Genomic DNA, 21,120 nt, shown 5'->3' on the forward strand with positions numbered 1-21,120 from the left:
TACTCAACTGTGCGGAGGTGGGACGACGAAATCGAATTCTAACGAATTACCGATTTCTGTCCCACTCTCTTTTTTATACCAAATAATCGGTTTCTTCACGGTAACTATAATAGTTTTCCTCAGATACAATCAAGTGATCTAGTAGTGTTAAGCCCATCACTTCACAGGCCTCTATGACTCGATGCGTTACTTCATCATCATTTTTACTTGGAAATACGGCACCAGATGGATGATTGTGAGCCAAAATGATGGAGGTTGCCATGTGCTTCAGTGCATAATGCAGGATTTCACGTGGCTCCGCAATACTTCGATTCACGGTTCCAATAAATATGGTCTGTTGATGAATAATTTCATTTTGCGTATTTAAATAGAGGGCAACCAGGTGCTCCTGTTTCTTATGGCCGATTTCCTGTTGAATTTTATGGGCCAATTTCTGACTGCTCATGATCTGTTCAGAACTCATTAATTCATCTTTATGAATTCTTCGTCCAAACTCAATCACAGCCTGAAGTTCGATGGCCTTCACCCGGCCAATGCCAGAGATTTCCTGTAGCTCCTCTAGGGTTAATTGACTTAACTCCTTTAAACTATTAACCGAACTCAAAAGCCCTTGTGCAATCTCATAAACGCTTTTTTTCTTATTGCCTGTCCTTAAGAGAATGGATAACAATTCTTGATGACTCAGCTTATCCACCCCTTCAGAAACCAAACGTTCTCTAGGAAGCAAAGATGGTTCAATAAATGATATGTCGTACATAATTTCCTCCTCACTTATTAATTCGTAATAAATGGAGAAAACGACGATCTTTCATTATTTACAGGCAATTTCTTGTTTCAAATCATCTAACACTAAGACTTCATCTTTATTAAAGCGGATTTGGTAACCTGTTTGAACTTGTTCAAGCTCCTTTAAAAAATGTTGAATTTCACAGCGAATCAAGTACTCCTGGCTCTGAGGAATGGCCTCTAAAGCTTGGTAGACCTGCTCTACTTCGTAGATTCCTTTCGTAATTAATCCATTTCGTGGAAAATCATTTATTAAGAGATTATAGAAATGATGCAAGAGATGATAAATTCGCTCTTTTGTCACTATTCTACCTCCTTATCATACTCTTTCTCCTCTTATTATATACCTATTTTCCCTCAATATTATGACAAATTCCTTACATTATATTACCAATCGCTTACAATTTTACAAGAATCCTTTAGTTATTTCATGCCATACTATAAAGAAAAAAGCCCCGGCATCTCTACCTCGGGCTTTATTTCTTAAAGTTGCATTTGATTATAAGACTTGCTGAATGAATCCAGGATGTCCTTTGGAGCCTTGTCATAGTCAACAGAGGTTTCCAAGTTTCCTTTTACAATCGTACGGTAAGTCGCTGCAGCATCCTCACAGGTCACCAAGGTGATTTCATTAACACCTTCACGATCTTGAATGACATCTACACGGTCTGGAGTCACTGTCTCGACAGACGAGATGACATAAGTATAGATTTTTTCTTTGTCCGTGATGTAGATCTTCATACCAGCCTTGGCTTTCTCTAATGGTGAGAACAGCATGGCATTTGCTCCAGTAAGGCCAAATACGTGGTGACTAGCAAGAGAATAATTGCCTTGTCCCATGACTTGGTTTTCCTTCATAGTCCCTGCTCCATAGTAAAGGGCTACGTTTTCGAGTCCTTTAAAAATTGGAAGGTTCATGTTCAATTCAGGAATCGAAATCCCCCCAATTACAGGAAGTTTTTGAGCTTGCCATTGGGCATTGATGACGGCTTCCGTCGAGAGTGACTGGACATGTTGGAAATCAAAGCTCGTCTTCACTTCTTTATTCTTATCAATGGTTTTTTTATCGACCTTGCTAACCTGGTATTGGTTGGTATGCCAAACCATAATCATGTTTCGGATCGGAGCATTGAAAATCAAGAGAAGCGAGAGAATAATCAAAAGTGTTGCAACGATGTTGATAAGAGTATTGCGTAAACTCTTTTTCTTTTTTCTTTTGCGTGACATGCTGTCCCCTTATCTATTCGTTTTCTTCCACTACTTCTTCATCTTTTTCTTCGGGTTGGACTGTTGTAAAGGTCACAATTTTCGCATCCTGATCCAGTCTCATGACTTTCACACCCTGTGTTGAACGACCAGTTTGAGAGATATTCCCAACACTTGTACGGATCATGACTCCTGTATCAGTAATGATCATCAGATCTTCATCTCCTTTAACGGTTAAAAGACCAGCTAAAGGACCATTTTTCTCTGTGATATTGGCTGTCTTGATTCCTTTACCGCCACGGCCTTTGGTTGGGTATTCGCTAGCCATTGTACGCTTACCATACCCTTTTTCAGTGATGATCAATACTTCATCTTGATCCGTAACGACACTAGCCCCAACAACCTTGTCTCCTTCGCGGAGATTCACACCACGTACACCTGTGGCAGAACGACCCATATTGCGGACCACAGCCTCGTTAAAGCGGACAGAATATCCATATTTGGTACCGATAATGACATCAGCATTGCCATCCGTAAGGAAGACATTGATCAATTCATCCTCATCGCGCAGATTCAGAGCTTTGAGACCGTTCTGACGGATATTTGAAAATTCTGCTACGTTAGTGCGCTTGACTACACCTTGTCGCGTCGTAAAGAAGAGATAAGACTCATCACTGCGATCTTGCTCCACATTGATAATGGTTTGAATCGATTCACCTTCGTCCAATTTTAGGAGGTTGACAATTGGCAATCCTTTAGCCGTCCGGCCATATTCGGGAATCTCATAACCTTTCAAACGATAAACCCGCCCCTTATTCGTAAAGAAGAGCAAATGATCATGGGTGCTCGTAGAAACCAATTCACGAACAAAGTCATCATCCTTCACACCAGTTCCTTGAACCCCACGTCCACCACGTTTTTGAGCCGTAAATTCCGCTTGGTCCAAACGTTTGATGTATCCTTTATTAGAAAGGGTAATTAAGACATCTGTTTCTTCAATCAAGTCCTCATCTTCAAGAGAAAGAACTTCCCCTACCATCAACTCAGTTCGGCGAGCATCGCCAAACTTGCGTTTGACTTCTTCCAATTCTTCCTTGATGATGGTCGCCACACGTTCTGGCTTCGCCAAAATGTCAGCCAAATCAGCAATCAAGGCAACCAAATCATCGTATTCACTTTGGATCTTGTCTCGTTCCAAACCGGTCAAACGACGAAGACGCATGTCCAAAATGGCTTGACTTTGACGTTCAGAGAGCTTGAATTTAGCCATCAATTCAGCTTGGGCTTCAGCGTCTGTCCGGCTATTGCGGATAATCCGGATCACTTCATCGATGTGATCCAAGGCAATCAGCAAACCTTCTAAGATATGGGCACGTGCTTCCGCTTTTTCTTTATCAAAGATAGTCCGGCGAGTCACCACTTCTTTCTGGTGCTCAATATAAGCCCCTAAAATTTGGCGAAGAGAAAGAATCTTTGGAACACCATTTTGGATCGCCAACATATTGAATCCAAAATTGGTTTGCATTTGCGTCATCTTAAAGAGGTTGTTCAAAATAACGTTAGCCGAAGCATCTCGGCGGACCTCAATGACAAAACGAACCCCTTCACGGTTTGATTCATCACGTACAGCTGTAATCCCTTCGATCCGTTTTTCTTGCACCAAGCGAACGATGTGCTCGTGAACCTTGGTTTTATTGACCATATAAGGGAACTCAGTAACAACAATCCGTTCACGGCCACTCTTGGTCACTTCAATCTCTGTACGAGAACGAAGAACGATTGATCCTTTTCCTGTTTCATAGGCTTTGTGGATACCTGATTTCCCCATGACCAAAGCACCTGTCGGAAAATCTGGACCAGGAAGAACTTCCATGAGTTCACGGGTCGTTACCTCAGGATTATCCATCATCAGCTTCACTGCATCAATGGTTTCTCCCAAATTGTGTGGAGGAATATTGGTTGCCATCCCAACGGCAATCCCTGTAGCACCATTAACCAGAAGGTTAGGGAAACGTGCAGGTAAGACCAAAGGTTCGCGTTCGCTGGCATCATAGTTATCAGCGAAATCAACTGTATTTTTGTTGATATCCCGCAACATTTCAAGAGCAATCTTACTCATACGGGCTTCTGTATACCGTTGCGCAGCGGCGCCATCACCGTCCATAGAACCAAAGTTCCCATGGCCGTCCACTAGCATATAGCGATAGCTCCACCATTGCGCCATCCGAACCATGGCTTCATAAATAGAGGAATCCCCGTGTGGGTGGTATTTACCCATAACATCCCCTGTGATACGGGCTGACTTCTTATGTGGTTTATCTGGCGTAACACCCAATTCATTCATACCATACAAAATACGACGGTGAACGGGTTTTAAACCATCCCGAACATCAGGGAGGGCACGAGCTACGATAACACTCATCGCATAATCGATAAAACTCGTCTTCATTTCTGATGTTAAATTCACATCAATTAGATTATTATCCTGCATTCAAAAAATGCCTCTCTTTACTTAATTCACCATACTATTATAACACATTTTAGCCTATTTTTCTTCTTAGGAACACAAACGTAAAAACGTTTACATCAAGGATTCATACTGTTTCAGATGACAAAGACTTTCAAAAGTGGTAGAATGAAGTCGTATGAGAATCTATCTCAAAAAAAAATGAAGGAGACGTTTAGACTCATGGATTTGACTAAACAACACAAAAAAGTTATCCTTGTCGGTGACGGTGCCGTAGGTTCATCTTATGCATTTGCACTTGTCAACCAAGGAATTGCACAAGAGCTTGGAATTATCGAAATTCCTCAATTGCACGAAAAAGCTGTCGGAGATGCGCTTGACCTTAGCCACGCCCTTGCCTTCACTTCACCTAAGAAGATCTATGCGGCTGAGTACGCTGACTGTGCGGATGCTGACCTTGTTGTAATTACTGCAGGTGCTCCTCAAAAACCAGGTGAAACTCGCCTTGATCTTGTTGGTAAAAACCTTGCCATTAACAAATCAATCGTAACACAAGTTATTGAATCAGGATTTAACGGTATCTTCCTTGTAGCTGCTAACCCAGTTGACGTTTTGACATACTCTACATGGAAATTCTCAGGATTCCCTAAAGAACGCGTTATCGGTTCTGGTACTTCTCTTGACTCAGCTCGTTTCCGTCAAGCACTTGCTGAAAAATTGGACGTTGATGCTCGTTCAGTGCACGCCTACATCATGGGTGAACATGGAGACTCAGAATTCGCTGTATGGTCACACGCTAACATCGCTGGTGTAAACCTTGAAGAATTCCTTAAAGACACTCAAAACGTTCAAGAAACTGAATTGATCGAATTGTTCGAAGGTGTTCGTGATGCTGCTTACACCATCATCAACAAAAAAGGTGCTACATACTACGGTATCGCTGTTGCCCTTGCTCGTATCACTAAAGCAATCCTTGATGATGAAAATGCAGTACTTCCACTTTCTGTATTCCAAGAAGGTCAATATGGTGTTAGCAACGTCTTTATCGGTCAACCTGCCATCGTAGGTGCACACGGTATTGTACGTCCAGTGAACATCCCATTGAACGATGCAGAACAACAAAAAATGAAAGCTTCTGCTGATGAATTGCAAGCAATCATTGATGAAGCATGGAAAAACCCTGAATTCCAAGAAGCTTCTAAAAACTAAGAAAAAAACATCTCCTTATTAAAAGGGGATGTTTTTTAGCTGCTTTATTTGGATTTGTCAGCAAGGATTTCAAGCAAATAAGGCACAACGAGATTGCTCTCTATGTCTTTCAAAGAAGAAATCCATTTAAAGTCTGTATGCTCTTCTGGATCTAATATAAAATCACGCTCTTCCAAAATCTCGCCAGCATAAACTAGGCGTGTAAAGACAGTATCTTTGCTGGCATCAAATTGACTATCTTCGTGGATAATCTTATTAATCCGAAGCTTTTGATTAACCTCCTCAATAGCCTCACGTAGAGCAGCCTCTCTAGGCAATTCATTCTCTTCTACACTTCCACCTGGAATATCCCAATAAGATGGATAGACATTAGGGAGACCTCGCTTTATTTTCGAGCGTTTGATAAGCAGATACTTCCCGTCTTTCTCAATCAAGGTATGGGCGATTAATTTTACTGTCATTGCATGTTCCTCCAAGAAAGAGCAAAAAAGACTCCGAGGAGCCTCGTTATGAATCATCCACCCTGAGGGAATCGAACCCCCATCTCAAGAACCGGAATCTTACGTGATATCCATTACACTAAGGGTGGCAACTGTTATAGTATATCAAATTCTCGAGAATTTTACAAGTAAAAAAAGCTTACCGAGAGGTAAGCTTTTTGAATATTACAATTCGATATCGCCAAACAAGTCAGCCATTGAGAATCCAGTTTGAGTTTCTGGAAGATCAAAGTCGCGTTTTTCTTGTTTTGGACGACGTGGGCGAGATTGACGTTTTTCTTGTTTTTCGCCTTCTTCTTGAGCTGGACGTTCTTCAAGAGCTTTGATAGAAAGTGATACACGTTCATCTGCAGCATTTACTTCAAGAACTTTAACAGTTACTTCTTGTCCAACTTTAAGAACATCTTTTGGATTTTCAACACGTTTGTGTGAAATTTGTGAGATGTGTACAAGTCCGTCGATACCTGGCAATACTTCAACGAATGCACCGAAGTCAGTCAAACGTTTAACAGTTCCTTCGATAACATCACCAGCAGCCAATTTTTGTTCAACGCCATCCCAAGGTCCAGGTGTTGTAGCTTTCAATGAAAGTGATACACGACCTTCTTCTTCGTTCAAGTCAAGAACTTTCACTTGGATTTCTTCACCAACAGTTACAACTGATTTAGGTGATACGTTGCGTTCGTGTGACAATTCTGTCAAGTGAACCAATCCATCAACACCACCAAGGTCGATGAAAGCACCGAAGCTTGTGATACGTGCAACTTTACCAGTTACGACATCACCAACGTTCAATTTACCAAATACTTCTGCGCGTGCTGCAGCTGATTCAGCTTCAACAACTTCACGACGTGAAAGGATAAAGCGGTTTTCTTTTGGATCTACTTCTTTGATTTTAGCATCAAATTCTTGACCTACGAAACGTTCAGTGTTACGTACAAAACGAGTATCAAGCATTGAAGCTGGAATAAATCCACGAAGTCCTTCAAATTCTACTGAAAGTCCGCCTTTAACAGCGCGAGTTCCTTTAACAGTAACAACTTCTTCTTCACGTCCAACCAATTTGTCCCATGCTTTGCGAGCTTCCAAACGTTTTTTAGATACAAGGTAAGTTACTGTATCAGTATCTTTACCAACTACTTGACGAAGAACAAGCAATTCAAGTGTTTCACCTGGTTTTACCAAGTCGTTGATGTCAGCATCACGATCGTTTGTCAATTCGCGAAGAGTCAAGACACCTTCGACACCAGTTCCAGAGATTGCAACGTTAGCTTGGTTCGCGTCAACTGTCAATACTTCAGCAGTAACAACGTCACCTGGTTCAACTTGGCTAACACTGTTTAGCAAATCTTCAAATTCATTCATCTAAAAAATCCTCCAACAATCAAGTTTTCTAAAACTTGACATACTTATAATTATTTTTCCTAAGCAAGCACTCGCAATGAGATCAACTACAATCTTTAACGACTCATCCTATAAAGAAATAAAATACCTGGATAGATATTTTATCACTTATCTGATATTACCTAAGAACTGGGGTAGCTGGATTCGAACCAACGCATGAGGGAGTCAAAGTCCCTTGCCTTACCGCTTGGCTATACCCCAAAAAGAGCGCTGACATCAGTCACTTTATCATCGTCACAATGAACGCTAATGGAGAGAGAGGGATTCGAACCCCCGAACCCGAAGGAGCGGATTTACAGTCCGCCGCGTTTAGCCTCTTCGCTATCTCTCCATATAAATCAACAGGATCTATTATACCATTGATTTATTATGATTGCAAGCCCTTATTTATTCAAATTATAATTTTCTATTAAAATTTCAACGGCTTTTTCAAGTTTTTTGTAAAGAGAATCCACATTTCCATTTTTGATAATGGCAAATTGACCAGCCATGTCTGCAATTTCACCAATCGTTTTCTTTCCAATGGACAAAGTGAATCCATCAAAAGTGTCTTTCCCGACGGTTACTTTACTATCAACGATTTGAATCTCAATTTTCTTATCTTTTTTACTCATTTCAACCCTCTTTTCACTTTTTCTATTTTACAAAAATTCTCTTGATGACGCAAGAGAAAAGGGAGTGGGTCAGAAAGAATTTAGTTAGAAATTCCTTCTTTATCCCACCCCCGCAAGAGTCATTCGTCACCCTTCTATTCCTAAAAGCGAATGAAGAGAAACATTAGCTACTGCGTCTTTTCGTTAAGACTTGTTCTCATTGAAGCCTGGACACTTTGATCTCAGATGCTTTCGGTTTAATCGACTTTGACAATCCATCCTTCTGGTGCTTCGACATCGCCAAATTGGATACCGGTCAACTCGTCATAGAGTTTCCGTGTGACAGGTCCTACTTCTGTTTCAGAATAGAAAACATGGAAGTCATCCCCGTGTTGAACACCTCCGATTGGAGAGATGACAGCTGCGGTACCACAAGCTCCTGCTTCTACAAAGCGATCCAAGTCATTGATAAAGACATCCCCTTCAATTGGTGTCATACCAAGACGGTGTTCTGCCAAGTAAAGCAAAGAATACTTGGTAATCGATGGCAAGATAGAAGGACTCAATGGCGTCACAAATTCGTTATTAGCAGTGATTCCAAAGAAGTTTGCAGAACCAACTTCTTCAATCTTGGTGTGCGTCGCTGGATCGAGATAAATCACGTCAGAGAAGTTACGATCATGCGCAATCTTACCTGGCAACATACTAGCTGCGTAGTTCCCACCAACTTTTGCAGCCCCTGTACCATGTGGTGCAGCACGGTCATACTCATCTTGAATCAAGAAGTTCGTTGGGACCAAACCACCTTTAAAGTAGTTACCGACAGGCATGGCAAAGATGGTAAAGATATACTCATCTGCTGGATGCACACCAATAATATCACCAACCCCAATCAAAAGTGGACGAAGGTAAAGGGTAGCTCCTGTACCATATGGTGGAACATACTCTTCATTGGCTTTTACCACTGCCTTACAAGCATCCACAAACATATCAACAGGTACTTGAGGCATCAGCAAACGATCAGCCGTGCGTTGCAAACGTTTGGCATTTTGATCTGGACGGAACAATTGGATACTTTCGTCTTTTGTACGGTAGGCTTTTAACCCTTCAAAGGCTTGCTGACCGTAATGCAAACTTGGAGAGGATTCAGACAAATGCAAGGTCGCATCTTCTGTCAATTCCCCTTTTTCCCAAGCTCCATTGCGATAATGTGCCAAATAGCGATAGGGTAATTTCATATATGAAAAGCCTAGGTTTTCCCAATCAAGTGATACTGTCATGATAGTGCTCCTTTTAATTCTTTCTATTCCTTGTCGATCCGATGCAGGTCGATTCAGTTTCTCAATCTATGTACACTATTGTACACCATTTCATGAGAATTTCAAGCGAAATTTTCAATTTTCAGAAAATTTATTTTTAAAGAAAGTCAGTCCTAGAATGGACCGACGCTTTCTTTTATTTGATGGTAGCTGAAAAAACTTCTTGATCCGAAATAGTATCGTTAACAAAGGATCCATTGCTTGTTCTTTCAGAAATGCTTAATTGTGTTAAATCAACTTCTGTTACCTGACCTGTTGTAGAAGTGATCTGAAGAATTTGATCTTGTTCTGCCACTTCTTCTTGGCTCGTAAAGAGATCAAAATCTCCTTGGTCCGTGAAAACTGAACCTGCCTTGAAGACGCGGTGGGGTTTATTTTTCAACTCACGCAAGACCTGTAGGCCACGTTTAGCACGACTAGTTACAGGAATATCGTCTTGCAACATCCGTTTGAGACTTCCTCGCTGGGTCAAAATATACATACTTGGTGTTGTAGACTTAAAGGCGGCAGCGACTTGATCCCCGTCTTTGAGGTTAATAGCTTTAACCCCTGCCGCTTTGGCTCCTACGACAGGGACCTCTTCAATATTAAAGCGCAGACCATAGCCATTTTTGGTAATGATCATGATGTCTTCAAGGACAACTGGCGCAACAGCTACGATACGGTCCTCTTGGTCTTTCAGCTTAGCGTACTTCGTTGATTTGGAGCGGTAGGTCCGCCATGGGCTCAATTCCTTGCGTTCAAAGCGCTTGATTTGTCCTTGTTGAGTTGCTGCAAAGTAGGTCACGCCCTCAAACTGATCCACAATCTCCGCAAAGAGAATTTCTTCTTCTTGCTCGAAATTGGTCAAAGTTTGACTCAAGTGCTCTCCAATATCCTTCCACTTGGTATCTGTCAATTCATGAATTGGTCGATAAATAGCATTTCCCAAGTTGGTAAAGAGTAAGAGATGCTGGGTAGTCTTAGCAGGCTCCACGAAAATCAATTCATCGTCGTCCCGCTTACCGACTTCTTCCAGTGTTGAGGCATTGAAAGAACGAGGCGAGGTCCGTTTGATATATCCAGCACGGGTTACGCTGACGAAGGTTTCCTCTTCAACAATGAGACTGGCTGTATCAATCTCAATCGTTTTAGCAGTGTCTTGCAATTCACTACGACGCGGATTACCAAAGAGCTTCTTGACTTCACGCAATTCCTTCTTCATGAGATTGAACATGGTCCGTTCGTCCCCAATGATGGCTGCCAAGGTCGCGATTTGCTCCTTGAGACTGGCATGCTCTTCTTCCAAGGTCACGATATCGGTATTGGTCAAGCGGTACAATTGCAAGGTAACAATAGCTTCTGCTTGTTCTTCCGTGAAATCGTAGCTGACCTTGAGGTTTTCCTTAGCATCTGCCTTATTATCAGAAGCTCGGATCAAGGCAATGACTTCATCAAGGATAGAAATGACGCGGATCAAGCCCTCTACGATATGGAGGCGTCGTTCTGCCTTTTCCTTATCAAAGCGCGAGCGAGCGACAATGATATCCCGACGGTGTGCAATGTAGCTAGAGAGAATCGGTACAATCCCCACCTGACGTGGTGTGTAGTTGTCAATTGCCACCATATTGAAGTTGTAGTTGACCTGCAAATCCGTATACTTGAACAAGTAGTTCAAGATCAAATCTGCATTGGCATCTTTCTTCAACTCAATCGCAATGCGAAGACCATCTCGGTCAGACTCATCCCGAACTTCTGCGATACCAGCCACCTTGTTGTTAACACGGACATCGTCGATCTTCTTGACCAAAACAGCCTTGTTAATCTCATAAGGGATTTCGGTGACAACGATTTGCTGCTTACCGCCTTTGAGCTGCTCGATCTCTGTTTTAGAGCGGACAACCACCCGGCCCTTACCAGTTTCATAGGCTTTCTTGATCTCATCCCGTCCCTGGATAATGGCACCAGTTGGGAAATCAGGTCCAGGTAAAAACTCCATGAGTTTGTCTACCTTGGCAGATGGATGGTCGATCATGTAGACCACGGCATCAATGACTTCAGCAAGGTTATGTGGTGGAATATCAGTCGCGTAACCAGCCGAAATCCCTGTTGCCCCATTGACCAAGAGATTTGGAAAAGCGGCAGGCAAAACCGTTGGCTCTTTTTCTGTATCGTCAAAGTTCCAGGCAAATGGCACTGTATTCTTTTCGATATCTTGCAAAAGATAACCAGCAATTTCAGATAAACGCGCCTCGGTATAACGCATGGCTGCCGGTGGATCACCGTCCATGGAACCATTGTTTCCGTGCATTTCGACTAGAATCTCACGGTTCTTCCAGTCTTGAGACATACGAACCATGGCATCATAGATAGAACTGTCCCCGTGAGGGTGGAAATTCCCCATGATATTACCGACAGACTTGGCAGACTTGCGGTAGCCCTTGTCATGGGTATTACCATCCTTATTCATCGAATAAAGAATCCGCCGTTGAACTGGTTTCAAGCCATCCCGAATATCAGGAAGAGCCCGTTCTTGAATAATGTATTTGGAGTAGCGACCAAAGCGCTCCCCCATGATGTCCTCCAGGGACATATTTTGAATATTAGACATAAGATACAAAGCCCGTAAAATACAAAGTGAAAATAAGAAATTTATCTTTTTCACACAGCACTTAGGGCGTGTTCAACTCCTTTCAAAGAATGTTGAGTAGTCTTTTATATATAGAGGAATTCAGTTACACCAAGTAACCAAACGTTCCTTTCCGATGTTTAAAATAGATTCATTAATGATTAGAAAGTTTCTCTTTAGCATAAGAAGTCATTTTTTCTGCTACTTCCTTATCGTAAGTAAACCCCATCTTTTGGGCCAGAATTTGAGCTTCTCGATTGAATAGCCCCATGGTAGCAAATAAAGAATGAGTGATTTTATCGAAACTAGATAAATCAAGCAAAGCTGAGAACTCCTTCTCTTGCTCAGCTGGTAGATAGTGGAAGAGGTACTTGTAGTTCTTTCCGATGTCAACTACTCCCCTATCGCTTGTCACCTGCCAAGCTAAGACCTTGAGGAGTTCTTGCTGACAAATGCTATAGAGATGATCAGTCGCATAGATGAGTTGCTTTCTTCGAATGGCCTTGACGACATAAGCCGATACCCACCAAAATTCATTGCAGGAGGCTGCAAAATCTTCTTCGGTAGGCGGAGCGGTCCAGTAGCGCTTCGGACTAGGAATGTAAGAGTCAAACAAACCTTTGTCATCTTTTAAGACTTTGAAACCAGCCTCGCTATCCACCCACTCTTGGATAGACTCCTTGGGACAGAGGGTTAAATCGATGCGATTCCCATCTTCAAAGAGCATGAGATACAGACGACGGTGTCCCAGTCGGTTGTGCTGTTCGATGAATCGGTTTCCGTACTGATCCAACCAGGATAAATCTGAAATCAGGTCTTCTAGATCATCAACGATATAGACCACATCATAATCTTGAAACTCGTCTTTGGGTGCCCGAGGATTGGCTCGCGAACCGGATAAGGCCACTGCTTCCACTTGCAAGGACTCAGCTATCTGCAAAATCAGATTCATCATTTCTGTATCAGTACTCATGTCGATTCCTTACCATTTCTACATCCCAGCTTATTTAATTTATAAGTAGAAAGTGATTAAAAAACTGTATTTTCTTCTAAGGTAAACTTAACGTTATCTTCAATCCATTGACGACGTGGTGCAGCCTTATCACCCATAAGGACGGAAACACGGCGTTCTGCACGCGCTAAATCATCAATGGTGACACGGATCAGGGTACGAGTTTCTGGGTTCATGGTGGTTTCCCAAAGCTGATCCGCATTCATTTCCCCCAACCCTTTGTAACGTTGAAGGGTTGCTCCACGGCCAAAGGTCCGACGCAACTCTTCTAATTCGCTATCTGTCCAAGCATAGGCTACTTCTTCTTTCTTGCCTTTGCCTTTCGACATCTTATAAAGAGGAGGAAGTGCAATGTAGACATGACCTGCTTCTACCAAAGGGCGCATATAGCGATAGAAGAAGGTTAAGAGGAGGGTTTGAATGTGGGCACCATCCGTATCTGCGTCGGTCATGATAATGATCTTATCGTAGTTGGCGTCTTCCACTGAGAAATCTGCCCCAACGCCAGCACCGATGGTGTAGATCATGGTGTTGATCTCCTCGTTTTTGAGGATATCACTCATATTGGCCTTCTCAGTATTAAGAACCTTCCCACGAAGTGGAAGAATCGCTTGGAACTTACGGTCCCGCCCTTGTTTGGCAGAACCGCCGGCTGAGTCTCCTTCGACTAGATAGAGTTCGTTTTTCTTAGGATTTTTAGACTGGGCTGGTGTCAATTTACCAGACAAAAGTCCCTTGTCCTTTTTACTCTTCTTGCCATTTCGGCTTTCATCCCGCGCTTTACGAGCGGCTTCACGCGCATCCCGGGCTTTAATAGCCTTACGAATGAGATTAGAAGCCAATTCTCCATTTTCCATGAGGAAGAAGGTCAATTTATCAGAAACAATGCTATCGACGACTGGACGAGCCAAGGGACTTCCTAATTTGTCTTTGGTTTGTCCTTCAAACTGCAAATGGGCCTCTGGAACCAGGATCGAGAGAACAGCAGATAAACCTTCACGGTAGTCTGATCCTTCCAGATTCTTGTCTTTTTCTTTGAGGAGTCCTATCTTTCTTGCATAGTCGTTCATAGCCTTGGTAATGGCTGTCTTCAGACCTGTCTCGTGGGTTCCCCCATCTTTGGTGCGGACATTATTAACGAAGGACAAGATATTATCTGAGTAACCATCATTGTATTGCATGGCCACTTCTACCTGAAAACCATCTGATTCGCCACTAAAGTAGAGAACAGGTGTCAAAGTTTCCTTGTCTTCGTTCAAGTACTCTACGAAATCTTGGACACCATTTTCATAGTGAAAGGCCACATGGTTGTCTTCTTCCTTGCGGAGGTCGGTCAACGTCATCGTCACATCCTTCAGCAAGAAGGCTGATTCTTTGATTCGCTCAGCAATGGTATTGAATTTGAAATCTGTCGTTGAAAAGATGGTTGGATCTGGCATGAAGGTGACCTTGGTCCCTGTCTTAGACTTGGGAGCAGAGCCAATCTTCTCGAGTGTAGTAACTGGTTTTCCACCATCTTCAAAACGTTGCTTGTAGACAGCTCCATCACGGGTAATTTCTACCTCTAGCCAGCTAGAAAGGGCATTGACGACAGAAGATCCCACTCCGTGAAGACCTCCAGATGTCTTATAGCCTCCTTGACCAAACTTCCCTCCGGCGTGGAGAACCGTAAAGATCACCTCAACGGTTGGTTTACCCATAGCATGCATCCCGGTCGGCATTCCACGTCCCTGGTCTTCTACCGATAGCGAACCATCTTTATTAATCGTTACATCGATTTGTGAGCCAAAGCCAGACAAGGCTTCATCGACCGCATTATCCACGATCTCCCAGACCATGTGATGCAAGCCATTTCCGTCGGTCGATCCGATATACATCCCTGGACGTTTACGGACTGCATCCAACCCTTCTAGTACCTGAATGGCATCGTCATTATAATTATTAATATTGATTTCCTTTTTTGCCACAAGGAACCTCCTGTTTGTTCATCTTTTCTATATTACAGTTTTTTAGGAAATTTTGCAAAATTTTTTCTCTTTATATGGAGATTTCTATATCTCAGTAAAAAAAGCTGGCTGGACACTTTCTTCAGATGTCACACTTGAACTCCAAAAATTGCTTTTTCTATTGATGCCTTTTTGATATAATGAAAGTATGATAAAAGAAATAAGTGTTTTAATTTTAGCCTATCTATTAGGCTCCATTCCTTCGGGATTATGGATTGGGAAAATCTTTTTCCATATTAATTTACGGGAACATGGCTCGGGCAATACTGGAACGACCAATACCTTTCGGATTTTAGGGAAGAAAGCTGGAATCATTGTCTTTGCGATTGATTTCTTGAAAGGAACTTTGGCCGTTCTCCTTCCGACTTTCTTTGGAATTCAGGGGATCTCGCCGATGGTCTTTGGTCTCTTAGCCGTTTTGGGACACACTTTCCCAATTTTTGCTGGATTCAAGGGTGGAAAAGCAGTGGCGACGAGTGCTGGTGTCTTACTTGGTTTCTCGCCTATCCTGCTTCTCATTTTAGCTGTTTATTTTGTAGCTAGCCTTTATTTAACCAGTATGATTTCGTTTTCGAGTGTTACCGTTGCGCTACTCGCCATTCTTTCGGTCCTCCTTCTTCCTTTGACTGGATGGATCTTGCACAGCTATGATCCACTTTTTACAATCATTGTCTTGGCACTAGCGACCTTGATCATTCTTCGTCACAAGGACAATATCCAACGGATCAAAGAGAAAAAAGAAAATCTCATCCCTTGGGGAAAGAATATCACCCATCAACAACCAAAAAACTAGAGCGCATACTCTAGTTTTTTTTGATTGGACTACAGTTTTATTTATGAACAGATTCTCATTATAAGGCGTCAACCAAGTCCATCAGTATTTCCATAGGTGTTTTTTTCCTACGACCATTAACAGTTTCGATCATGTGATAAACTTTTAAACGATTGTCATTGCTAAATACAAACTCAAAGCGGAATTCGCGTCCGTTGGGTGCCACTGTATCAAATTTCGTTTTATATTTATCATGAACGGGGCTAACTGGAAACTTATTGAAGAGCAAGCGTCGTTTCTCCCCTGCTTCTTTCAAACAGTTTTCTAGTTCTTGACAATAGTTATAAAACAGCTGATAGAGGTCTTCTTCTGAAATTCTTCTTCTCCGAACTAATGATGTAAAATCCGAAAAATTTCTGCGAGGAATTTCAATGCTAAATGAGAAGCCCTCCTGATTGATTCTTTCTAAAAATGCATCTCTTGAAATCATAGAACCACTCTTTCTTTTATCAATCTTTAGTGAACCCTTATTGTTTCTATACACAGTCAATCCATTATGTAATCAAGCAGGTCCATCAGGGTGAGTTTCTTGCGACCATTGACGGTCTCAAATAGATTATAAACTCTTAGTTCTTGGTTCTTTTTAAAAGCAAACTCAAAGCGAAATTCGCGACCATTGCATGCAGCTACATAAAATCCGGTCTGATACTTTCTCTTATCGGCTACTGCCTGCATTTGCCGGTCTTCTACCTCTCTACAAAGTAAAAGAAAGATCTGATAGACTTGCTCCTCAGAGAGCCTTTTTCTCCAAACTAATGACTTGAAGTTATTGTACGTCCACCATGGGATTTGGATGTTGAAGGAAAAACCTTCCTGATTGGCTTTATCGATAAATGCTTTTCTGGAGACCATACTAACTCCTCTTCTAATGGAACATTGTTTGACTCTATTATACCATCTTTTAACCTTTCACAAAAAAAGCATCCCAAATGGAATGCTTTTTTCTGTTTCTTAATAGTATTCCCCTTGGCGGTAGTTCCAAGAGTTGAAATGATCAGATAAGTGCATCATGATCTTATCGATATCCAATCCTTTACGGATGACGACTGGACAAGTATTGACAGAACGGCTGCCTGCTCCTTGTTCTGGGATCAGTTTACCTTCTGCATCCACCATAGAAACCATCACACCTTGTTCATAGCGCGTTTCAATGGTCTTGTCTGGTTGGATAGAAGCTACATAATCGTCGGCTTCGATGACCAAGTCCACAGCACCTTCGATGCGCTCACCGATTCCTTCGACTTTCCCGCGGTTTCCTTTACCGGAAGGGTTAGCTGAAGATGCGTAAACCATCTTGCCTTCTTTTTCCCACATTTCTTTGGCGATTTGCTCACCAGCTTTACCAAATTTGATGACAAAACAGCTGGTTCCACGAACGTCTGTCATGAGTTCTTCACGTCCATCTCCGAAGGCTTGCAATTTTGCATAAGCATCTTCACGCCAAGGAAGGATACAACCAAGCAAGATATCTTCATCCCAATGTTTTTGGTAGAAGGCTTCAATTTCAGGATTCAATTGCGCAAGGGCACGAAGTTCATCCATGCTTCCGCAGAGAACCACACCTGGTTTGTTGCGGTTGCGTTCTTTGGCTTCGAATTTCCGTTCCAAGCCAGCCTTGTCACTGGTCATGATGATGTAGCCAACTTTGGTAGGGCAGACGATACAGCCACCCTCTCCTTTAAGAATATCAAATCCTTCTTGTGAAAGTTGTCCGTCCCATTGAATGTGTTTTGTCATAAGTCTCTTTCCTTTTCTATTCTTTTTAGTATTGTATCAAAAAATAGTCTCAAATTCAATATATTTTCAGAAAATTCGTAATTCGGTATACAATTTTATCATTGCCAGTAAGCTGGACGGTTCTTCTCATAAGCTGCGATCAAGTCTTCGTACTGAAGCGTAATCCCGATATCATCCAAGCCGTTGAGCAATTTGTGTTTCCAATCTTGATCGATCTCAAAGCGAAACTCTCCAACAGGCGAGATGATCTTCTGCTCTTCCAAATCCACTGTTACCTCATCTGTCGGCTTCAAACTTGCCAATTGTTGACGAACCTCTAGCGGTTGAACAATCGGCAGCATCCCATTATTAAGCTCATTATTGTAATGGATATCTCCGAAAGATCCGGCGATAACGACTTTGAAGCCATAATCAGCTAAAGCCCAGGCTGCGTGCTCCCGAGAGGACCCAGCCCCAAAATTGTCACCAGTGATCAAAATGGTTGCCTTGCGGTATTCTGGCTTGTTAAAGATAAAATCCGGATCCTCAGTATATTGGTCATCCAAATAGCGCCAAGCATACATGAGGTATTTCCCAAAGCCTTTTTTATCAATCAGCTTTAAGAATTGCTTGGGGAGGATTTGGTCGGTATCAATATTATCGTTCATCAAAGGAACCGTAGTCCCCGTATAAATGGTAAATTTCTCCATGCTTCCTCCTTTTACTCGACTTCTGGCATTTGGCGCACATCGACAAAGCGGCCGGCGATTGCTGCTGCAGCGGCCATTGCTGGGCTACAGAGATGGGTTTTAGCCCCAAATCCTTGGCGGTCTTCAAAGTTCCGGTTGCTAGTAGAGGCACAGTGGACCCCATCTGGAACCTTGTCTGGGTTCATTCCTAGACACATGGAACATCCTGGATCACGCCATTCAAAGCCCGCATCCATAAAGATCTTGTCTAAGCCTATTTTTTCAGCTGCTTGCTTGACTGGACGTGAGCCAGGTACCACAATAGCTGTTAAGTTTGGCGCAATTTTTTTGCCTTTCACAAACTTGGCTGCCAACTCCAAATCGCTGAGACGCGCATTGGTACAAGAACCGATAAAGATATAGCCTAATTCAATGTCTGCTGGTTTTTGGCCAGGTTCTAGATCCATATAATGATAAGCCCGTTCATCATTCATGTCGCGAATCTCTGGAAAAGGAGTCTCGAAGTCCACTCCCATAGAAGGATTGGTCCCCCAAGTCACCATCGGTGCAAGATCAGATACATCCATACGGATGACCTTATCATAAACGGCGTCGTCATCACTAACCAGAGTCTTCCAATCAGCTACTGCGGCCTCAAAATCATCTGGCACACATTCGCGTCCTCGGAGGTAGTCAAAGGTCGTCTCATCTGGATTCATGATCCCCATTTTGGACCCAAACTCGATCGACATGTTACAGATAGTCATGCGTTCTTCCATGGTCAAGCGATCAATTGCTTCTCCCCGATACTCTACGACATAGCCAACTCCACAAGCAACACCGTAGCGCGCTATCAAAGCTAGGATGTAATCCTTTGAATAGATCCCTTTTTGTGGGGTTCCGGTGAATTCAACCAACATTTTCTTTGGTTTGACTTGCCAGATGGTTTGGGTGGCAAAGACATGCTCCACTTCACTGGTTCCAATCCCAAAGGCAATGGCACCGAAGGCTCCGTGGGTTGCGGTATGGCTGTCTCCACAGACAATAAATTTCCCAGGCTGGGTCCGACCGGTTTCAGGGCCCACCATATGAACGATTCCTTGCTTAGCAGAACCATGGGCAGCATGATCAATCCCAAAGTCCACCACATTCTCAGCTAATTTATCAATCTGGGCTTTTGAAATCACATCTCGAATATCAAAAATATTGACCGTTGGAACATTGTGATCAAAGGTTCCAAAGGTTAAATCGGGTCGTCTGACCTTGCGTCCTGCGTCCCTTAATCCTTGAAAGGCTTGCGGACTCGTCACTTCGTGGATGTAGTGTTGGTCCACATACATGAGTTGGGGTTGCCCTTCCACTCCTGTGATCACGTGGCGGTCCCAAAGTTTATCAAAGATAGATTTTCCACTCATCGTCTTTCTCCATTTATCTTCTTGTTAGGAAATCCATTGAAGGATTAGAAAGAGGGCACCTGCTAAAAGAAGGCTACTCCCCCACCAGCTAGCTTGAAAATACCATTTCCGCACCTTGTGGTGAAAGAGATATCCACCTAGTAGAGCTCCGAATCCACCAAGTAGCCAGCTCTCGAGTAACAGGACCTTTTCAGGAATCCGCCACCTGTTTTGGATAGCTTTTCGTTTATCTAAACCATAGGTCAGAAATACGATACTATTCCAAATAGCAATAAGAACTAAACAGCGGTCTCTCCAAGTCATCTCAGAGATTCCCAATAATGGCTGCAGTCATCTCTGCAGTAGAAGCCTGTCCACCTAGATCCCGTGTCAAGATTCCTTGATTCAAGGTTTGATTGACAGCTTCTTCGATCATTTCTGCACCTGCCGTTTCTCCAAAACTGTCTCGGAGCATCATGGCAACGGACAGGATCATAGAAATCGGATTGGCAATGCCTTGACCTGCAATATCAGGTGCCGAACCATGAATCGGTTCGTACATACTTGGTCCTTGGTCAGAATGACTGGCAGACGGCATCACGCCTAGTGTCCCAGGAAGGACACTCGATTCATCAGATAAGATATCTCCGAATAGATTCTCTGTCACTACAACATCAAAGCGGGCTGGATTGGTAATCATGATCATGGCCGCACTATCGACAAGCTGGTGCTCTAAGGTCACATCTGTAAATTCTTTGGCAACTTCTTCTGCCACTTGGCGCCACAATTTAGACGTCGCAAGGACATTTTGCTTATCGATACTGGTCACTTTCTTACCACGTCCTTGCGCGATTTTGAAGGCTTGGCGCATAATCCGACGGATTTCTTCTGCACTGTAATCATTGATATCGCGCGCTGTATCTTCTTTCAAGATATGCTCTCCAAAGTAAATCCCACCTGTCAATTCACGCACGACTACAAAGTCGACACCCTCGATACGCTCTGGTTTCAAAGGAGACAAGTGTTTCAAGGCGTCAAAGATCCGTACAGGACGAATATTGGCAAAGAGATTTAATTCCTTGCGAATAGCGAGTAACCCTTGTTCTGGACGAACAGGAGCATTATCATACTCAGGACTTCCGATAGCTGCGAGAAGAATAGCATCCGCTCCTTTAGCTGCTTGTAGAGTATCTTGGGGAAGTGGGTGGCCAGCGGCATCAATCCCAGCACCCCCAAAAGGTTTGTCTTCTAGACTATAATCAAAGCCAATTTTGGGAGCAACAGCTGCGAGAACCTCTAGTCCAGCAGCCATGATCTCAGGGCCAATCCCATCTCCTGCAAGTGTTACAATTTTCTTTGTCATGTTCATTTCCTCTTAG

At 42.8% G+C, this 21,120-nt stretch carries 20 protein-coding genes and 3 tRNA genes; 2 read left to right on the plus strand and 21 right to left on the minus strand.

Features of this window, described 5'->3' with window-relative positions; translation table 11 throughout:
- Window positions 1–73 precede the first annotated feature (73 nt).
- The 4 genes from radC to gyrA all read right to left on the minus strand — a co-directional run bounded on the left by radC (window position 74) and on the right by gyrA (window position 4,483).
- Complete coding sequence (radC, locus tag H7T92_RS09645) at window positions 74–757, minus strand: RadC family protein (RefSeq protein WP_201037658.1); 684 nt, start codon at window positions 755–757, stop codon at window positions 74–76.
- 54 nt (window positions 758–811) lie between these two features.
- Window positions 812–1,090, minus strand: a complete 279-nt coding sequence (locus tag H7T92_RS09650) for a porphobilinogen deaminase (RefSeq protein WP_201037659.1) — start codon at window positions 1,088–1,090, stop codon at window positions 812–814.
- 179 nt (window positions 1,091–1,269) lie between these two features.
- Complete coding sequence (locus tag H7T92_RS09655) at window positions 1,270–2,013, minus strand: class A sortase (RefSeq protein ID WP_014713268.1); 744 nt, start codon at window positions 2,011–2,013, stop codon at window positions 1,270–1,272.
- A 13-nt stretch (window positions 2,014–2,026) separates the two neighbouring features.
- Window positions 2,027–4,483 (minus strand): DNA gyrase subunit A, encoded by a 2,457-nt coding sequence (gene gyrA / locus H7T92_RS09660; RefSeq protein WP_201037660.1) that lies wholly within the window; start codon window positions 4,481–4,483, stop codon window positions 2,027–2,029.
- A 198-nt stretch (window positions 4,484–4,681) separates the two neighbouring features.
- On the opposite strand from gyrA, the gene H7T92_RS09665 reads away from it, so the two are divergent.
- Window positions 4,682–5,668 carry an L-lactate dehydrogenase gene (locus H7T92_RS09665; RefSeq protein ID WP_021153137.1) on the plus strand — a complete coding sequence of 329 codons (987 nt, stop codon included), beginning with the start codon at window positions 4,682–4,684 and terminating at the stop codon, window positions 5,666–5,668.
- Window positions 5,669–5,712: 44 nt separating this feature from the next.
- Here H7T92_RS09665 and H7T92_RS09670 read toward each other — a convergent pair whose 3' ends face one another.
- From H7T92_RS09670 to parE, 10 genes are all read right to left on the minus strand, one after another.
- A complete protein-coding gene (locus H7T92_RS09670; RefSeq protein ID WP_045759394.1) occupies window positions 5,713–6,129 on the minus strand; it encodes an NUDIX hydrolase in 417 nt (138 codons plus the stop codon).
- A 56-nt stretch (window positions 6,130–6,185) separates the two neighbouring features.
- Window positions 6,186–6,257: transfer RNA gene (locus tag H7T92_RS09675), tRNA-Arg, on the minus strand.
- A 76-nt stretch (window positions 6,258–6,333) separates the two neighbouring features.
- Complete coding sequence (gene rpsA, locus H7T92_RS09680) at window positions 6,334–7,533, minus strand: 30S ribosomal protein S1 (RefSeq protein ID WP_003011990.1); 1,200 nt, start codon at window positions 7,531–7,533, stop codon at window positions 6,334–6,336.
- 168 nt (window positions 7,534–7,701) lie between these two features.
- Window positions 7,702–7,773, minus strand: a tRNA-Gln gene (locus H7T92_RS09685).
- A gap of 49 nt (window positions 7,774–7,822) precedes the next feature.
- Window positions 7,823–7,903, minus strand: a tRNA-Tyr gene (locus H7T92_RS09690).
- Window positions 7,904–7,955: 52 nt separating this feature from the next.
- The gene (locus H7T92_RS09695; protein ID WP_003003589.1) at window positions 7,956–8,186 is read right to left on the minus strand and encodes a DUF2969 domain-containing protein; all 231 of its coding nucleotides are present in this window, start codon (window positions 8,184–8,186) and stop codon (window positions 7,956–7,958) included.
- Window positions 8,187–8,422: 236 nt separating this feature from the next.
- Entirely contained in the window at window positions 8,423–9,445 is a 1,023-nt protein-coding gene (locus H7T92_RS09700) for a branched-chain amino acid aminotransferase (RefSeq protein ID WP_201037661.1), read from the minus strand.
- Between the two features lie 175 nt (window positions 9,446–9,620).
- The gene (parC, locus tag H7T92_RS09705; protein WP_201037662.1) at window positions 9,621–12,074 is read right to left on the minus strand and encodes a DNA topoisomerase IV subunit A; all 2,454 of its coding nucleotides are present in this window, start codon (window positions 12,072–12,074) and stop codon (window positions 9,621–9,623) included.
- 172 nt (window positions 12,075–12,246) lie between these two features.
- Window positions 12,247–13,065, minus strand: coding sequence for an aminoglycoside 6-adenylyltransferase (locus H7T92_RS09710; protein ID WP_201037663.1), 819 nt, complete (start codon window positions 13,063–13,065; stop codon window positions 12,247–12,249).
- A gap of 56 nt (window positions 13,066–13,121) precedes the next feature.
- The gene (parE, locus tag H7T92_RS09715; protein ID WP_031576991.1) at window positions 13,122–15,071 is read right to left on the minus strand and encodes a DNA topoisomerase IV subunit B; all 1,950 of its coding nucleotides are present in this window, start codon (window positions 15,069–15,071) and stop codon (window positions 13,122–13,124) included.
- Window positions 15,072–15,258: 187 nt separating this feature from the next.
- Between parE and plsY the strand changes: the two genes are divergently transcribed.
- Complete coding sequence (plsY, locus tag H7T92_RS09720) at window positions 15,259–15,903, plus strand: glycerol-3-phosphate 1-O-acyltransferase PlsY (protein ID WP_031576989.1); 645 nt, start codon at window positions 15,259–15,261, stop codon at window positions 15,901–15,903.
- 58 nt (window positions 15,904–15,961) lie between these two features.
- On the opposite strand, the gene H7T92_RS09725 is transcribed toward plsY, so the two are convergent.
- From H7T92_RS09725 to leuB, 7 genes are all read right to left on the minus strand, one after another.
- Window positions 15,962–16,372, minus strand: coding sequence for a hypothetical protein (locus H7T92_RS09725; RefSeq protein WP_070661433.1), 411 nt, complete (start codon window positions 16,370–16,372; stop codon window positions 15,962–15,964).
- A gap of 56 nt (window positions 16,373–16,428) precedes the next feature.
- On the minus strand, window positions 16,429–16,794 hold the full coding sequence (locus H7T92_RS09730; protein WP_201037664.1) for a hypothetical protein: 366 nt from the start codon (window positions 16,792–16,794) through the stop codon (window positions 16,429–16,431).
- Between the two features lie 99 nt (window positions 16,795–16,893).
- On the minus strand, window positions 16,894–17,679 hold the full coding sequence (locus H7T92_RS09735) for an L-threonylcarbamoyladenylate synthase (RefSeq protein WP_003003291.1): 786 nt from the start codon (window positions 17,677–17,679) through the stop codon (window positions 16,894–16,896).
- A 98-nt stretch (window positions 17,680–17,777) separates the two neighbouring features.
- Complete coding sequence (leuD, locus tag H7T92_RS09740; RefSeq protein WP_031576981.1) at window positions 17,778–18,368, minus strand: 3-isopropylmalate dehydratase small subunit; 591 nt, start codon at window positions 18,366–18,368, stop codon at window positions 17,778–17,780.
- 11 nt (window positions 18,369–18,379) lie between these two features.
- A complete protein-coding gene (gene leuC, locus H7T92_RS09745) occupies window positions 18,380–19,762 on the minus strand; it encodes a 3-isopropylmalate dehydratase large subunit (protein WP_201037665.1) in 1,383 nt (460 codons plus the stop codon).
- A gap of 24 nt (window positions 19,763–19,786) precedes the next feature.
- Window positions 19,787–20,065, minus strand: coding sequence for a DUF1294 domain-containing protein (locus H7T92_RS09750; protein ID WP_134974480.1), 279 nt, complete (start codon window positions 20,063–20,065; stop codon window positions 19,787–19,789).
- Window position 20,066: 1 nt separating this feature from the next.
- Window positions 20,067–21,104 carry a 3-isopropylmalate dehydrogenase gene (leuB, locus tag H7T92_RS09755; protein ID WP_201037666.1) on the minus strand — a complete coding sequence of 346 codons (1,038 nt, stop codon included), beginning with the start codon at window positions 21,102–21,104 and terminating at the stop codon, window positions 20,067–20,069.
- Window positions 21,105–21,120: the final 16 nt, after the last annotated feature.

Origin of the sequence: Streptococcus parasanguinis, from assembly GCF_016648855.1 — a bacterium.
Classification (GTDB): Bacteria; Bacillota; Bacilli; order Lactobacillales; family Streptococcaceae; genus Streptococcus; species Streptococcus parasanguinis_L.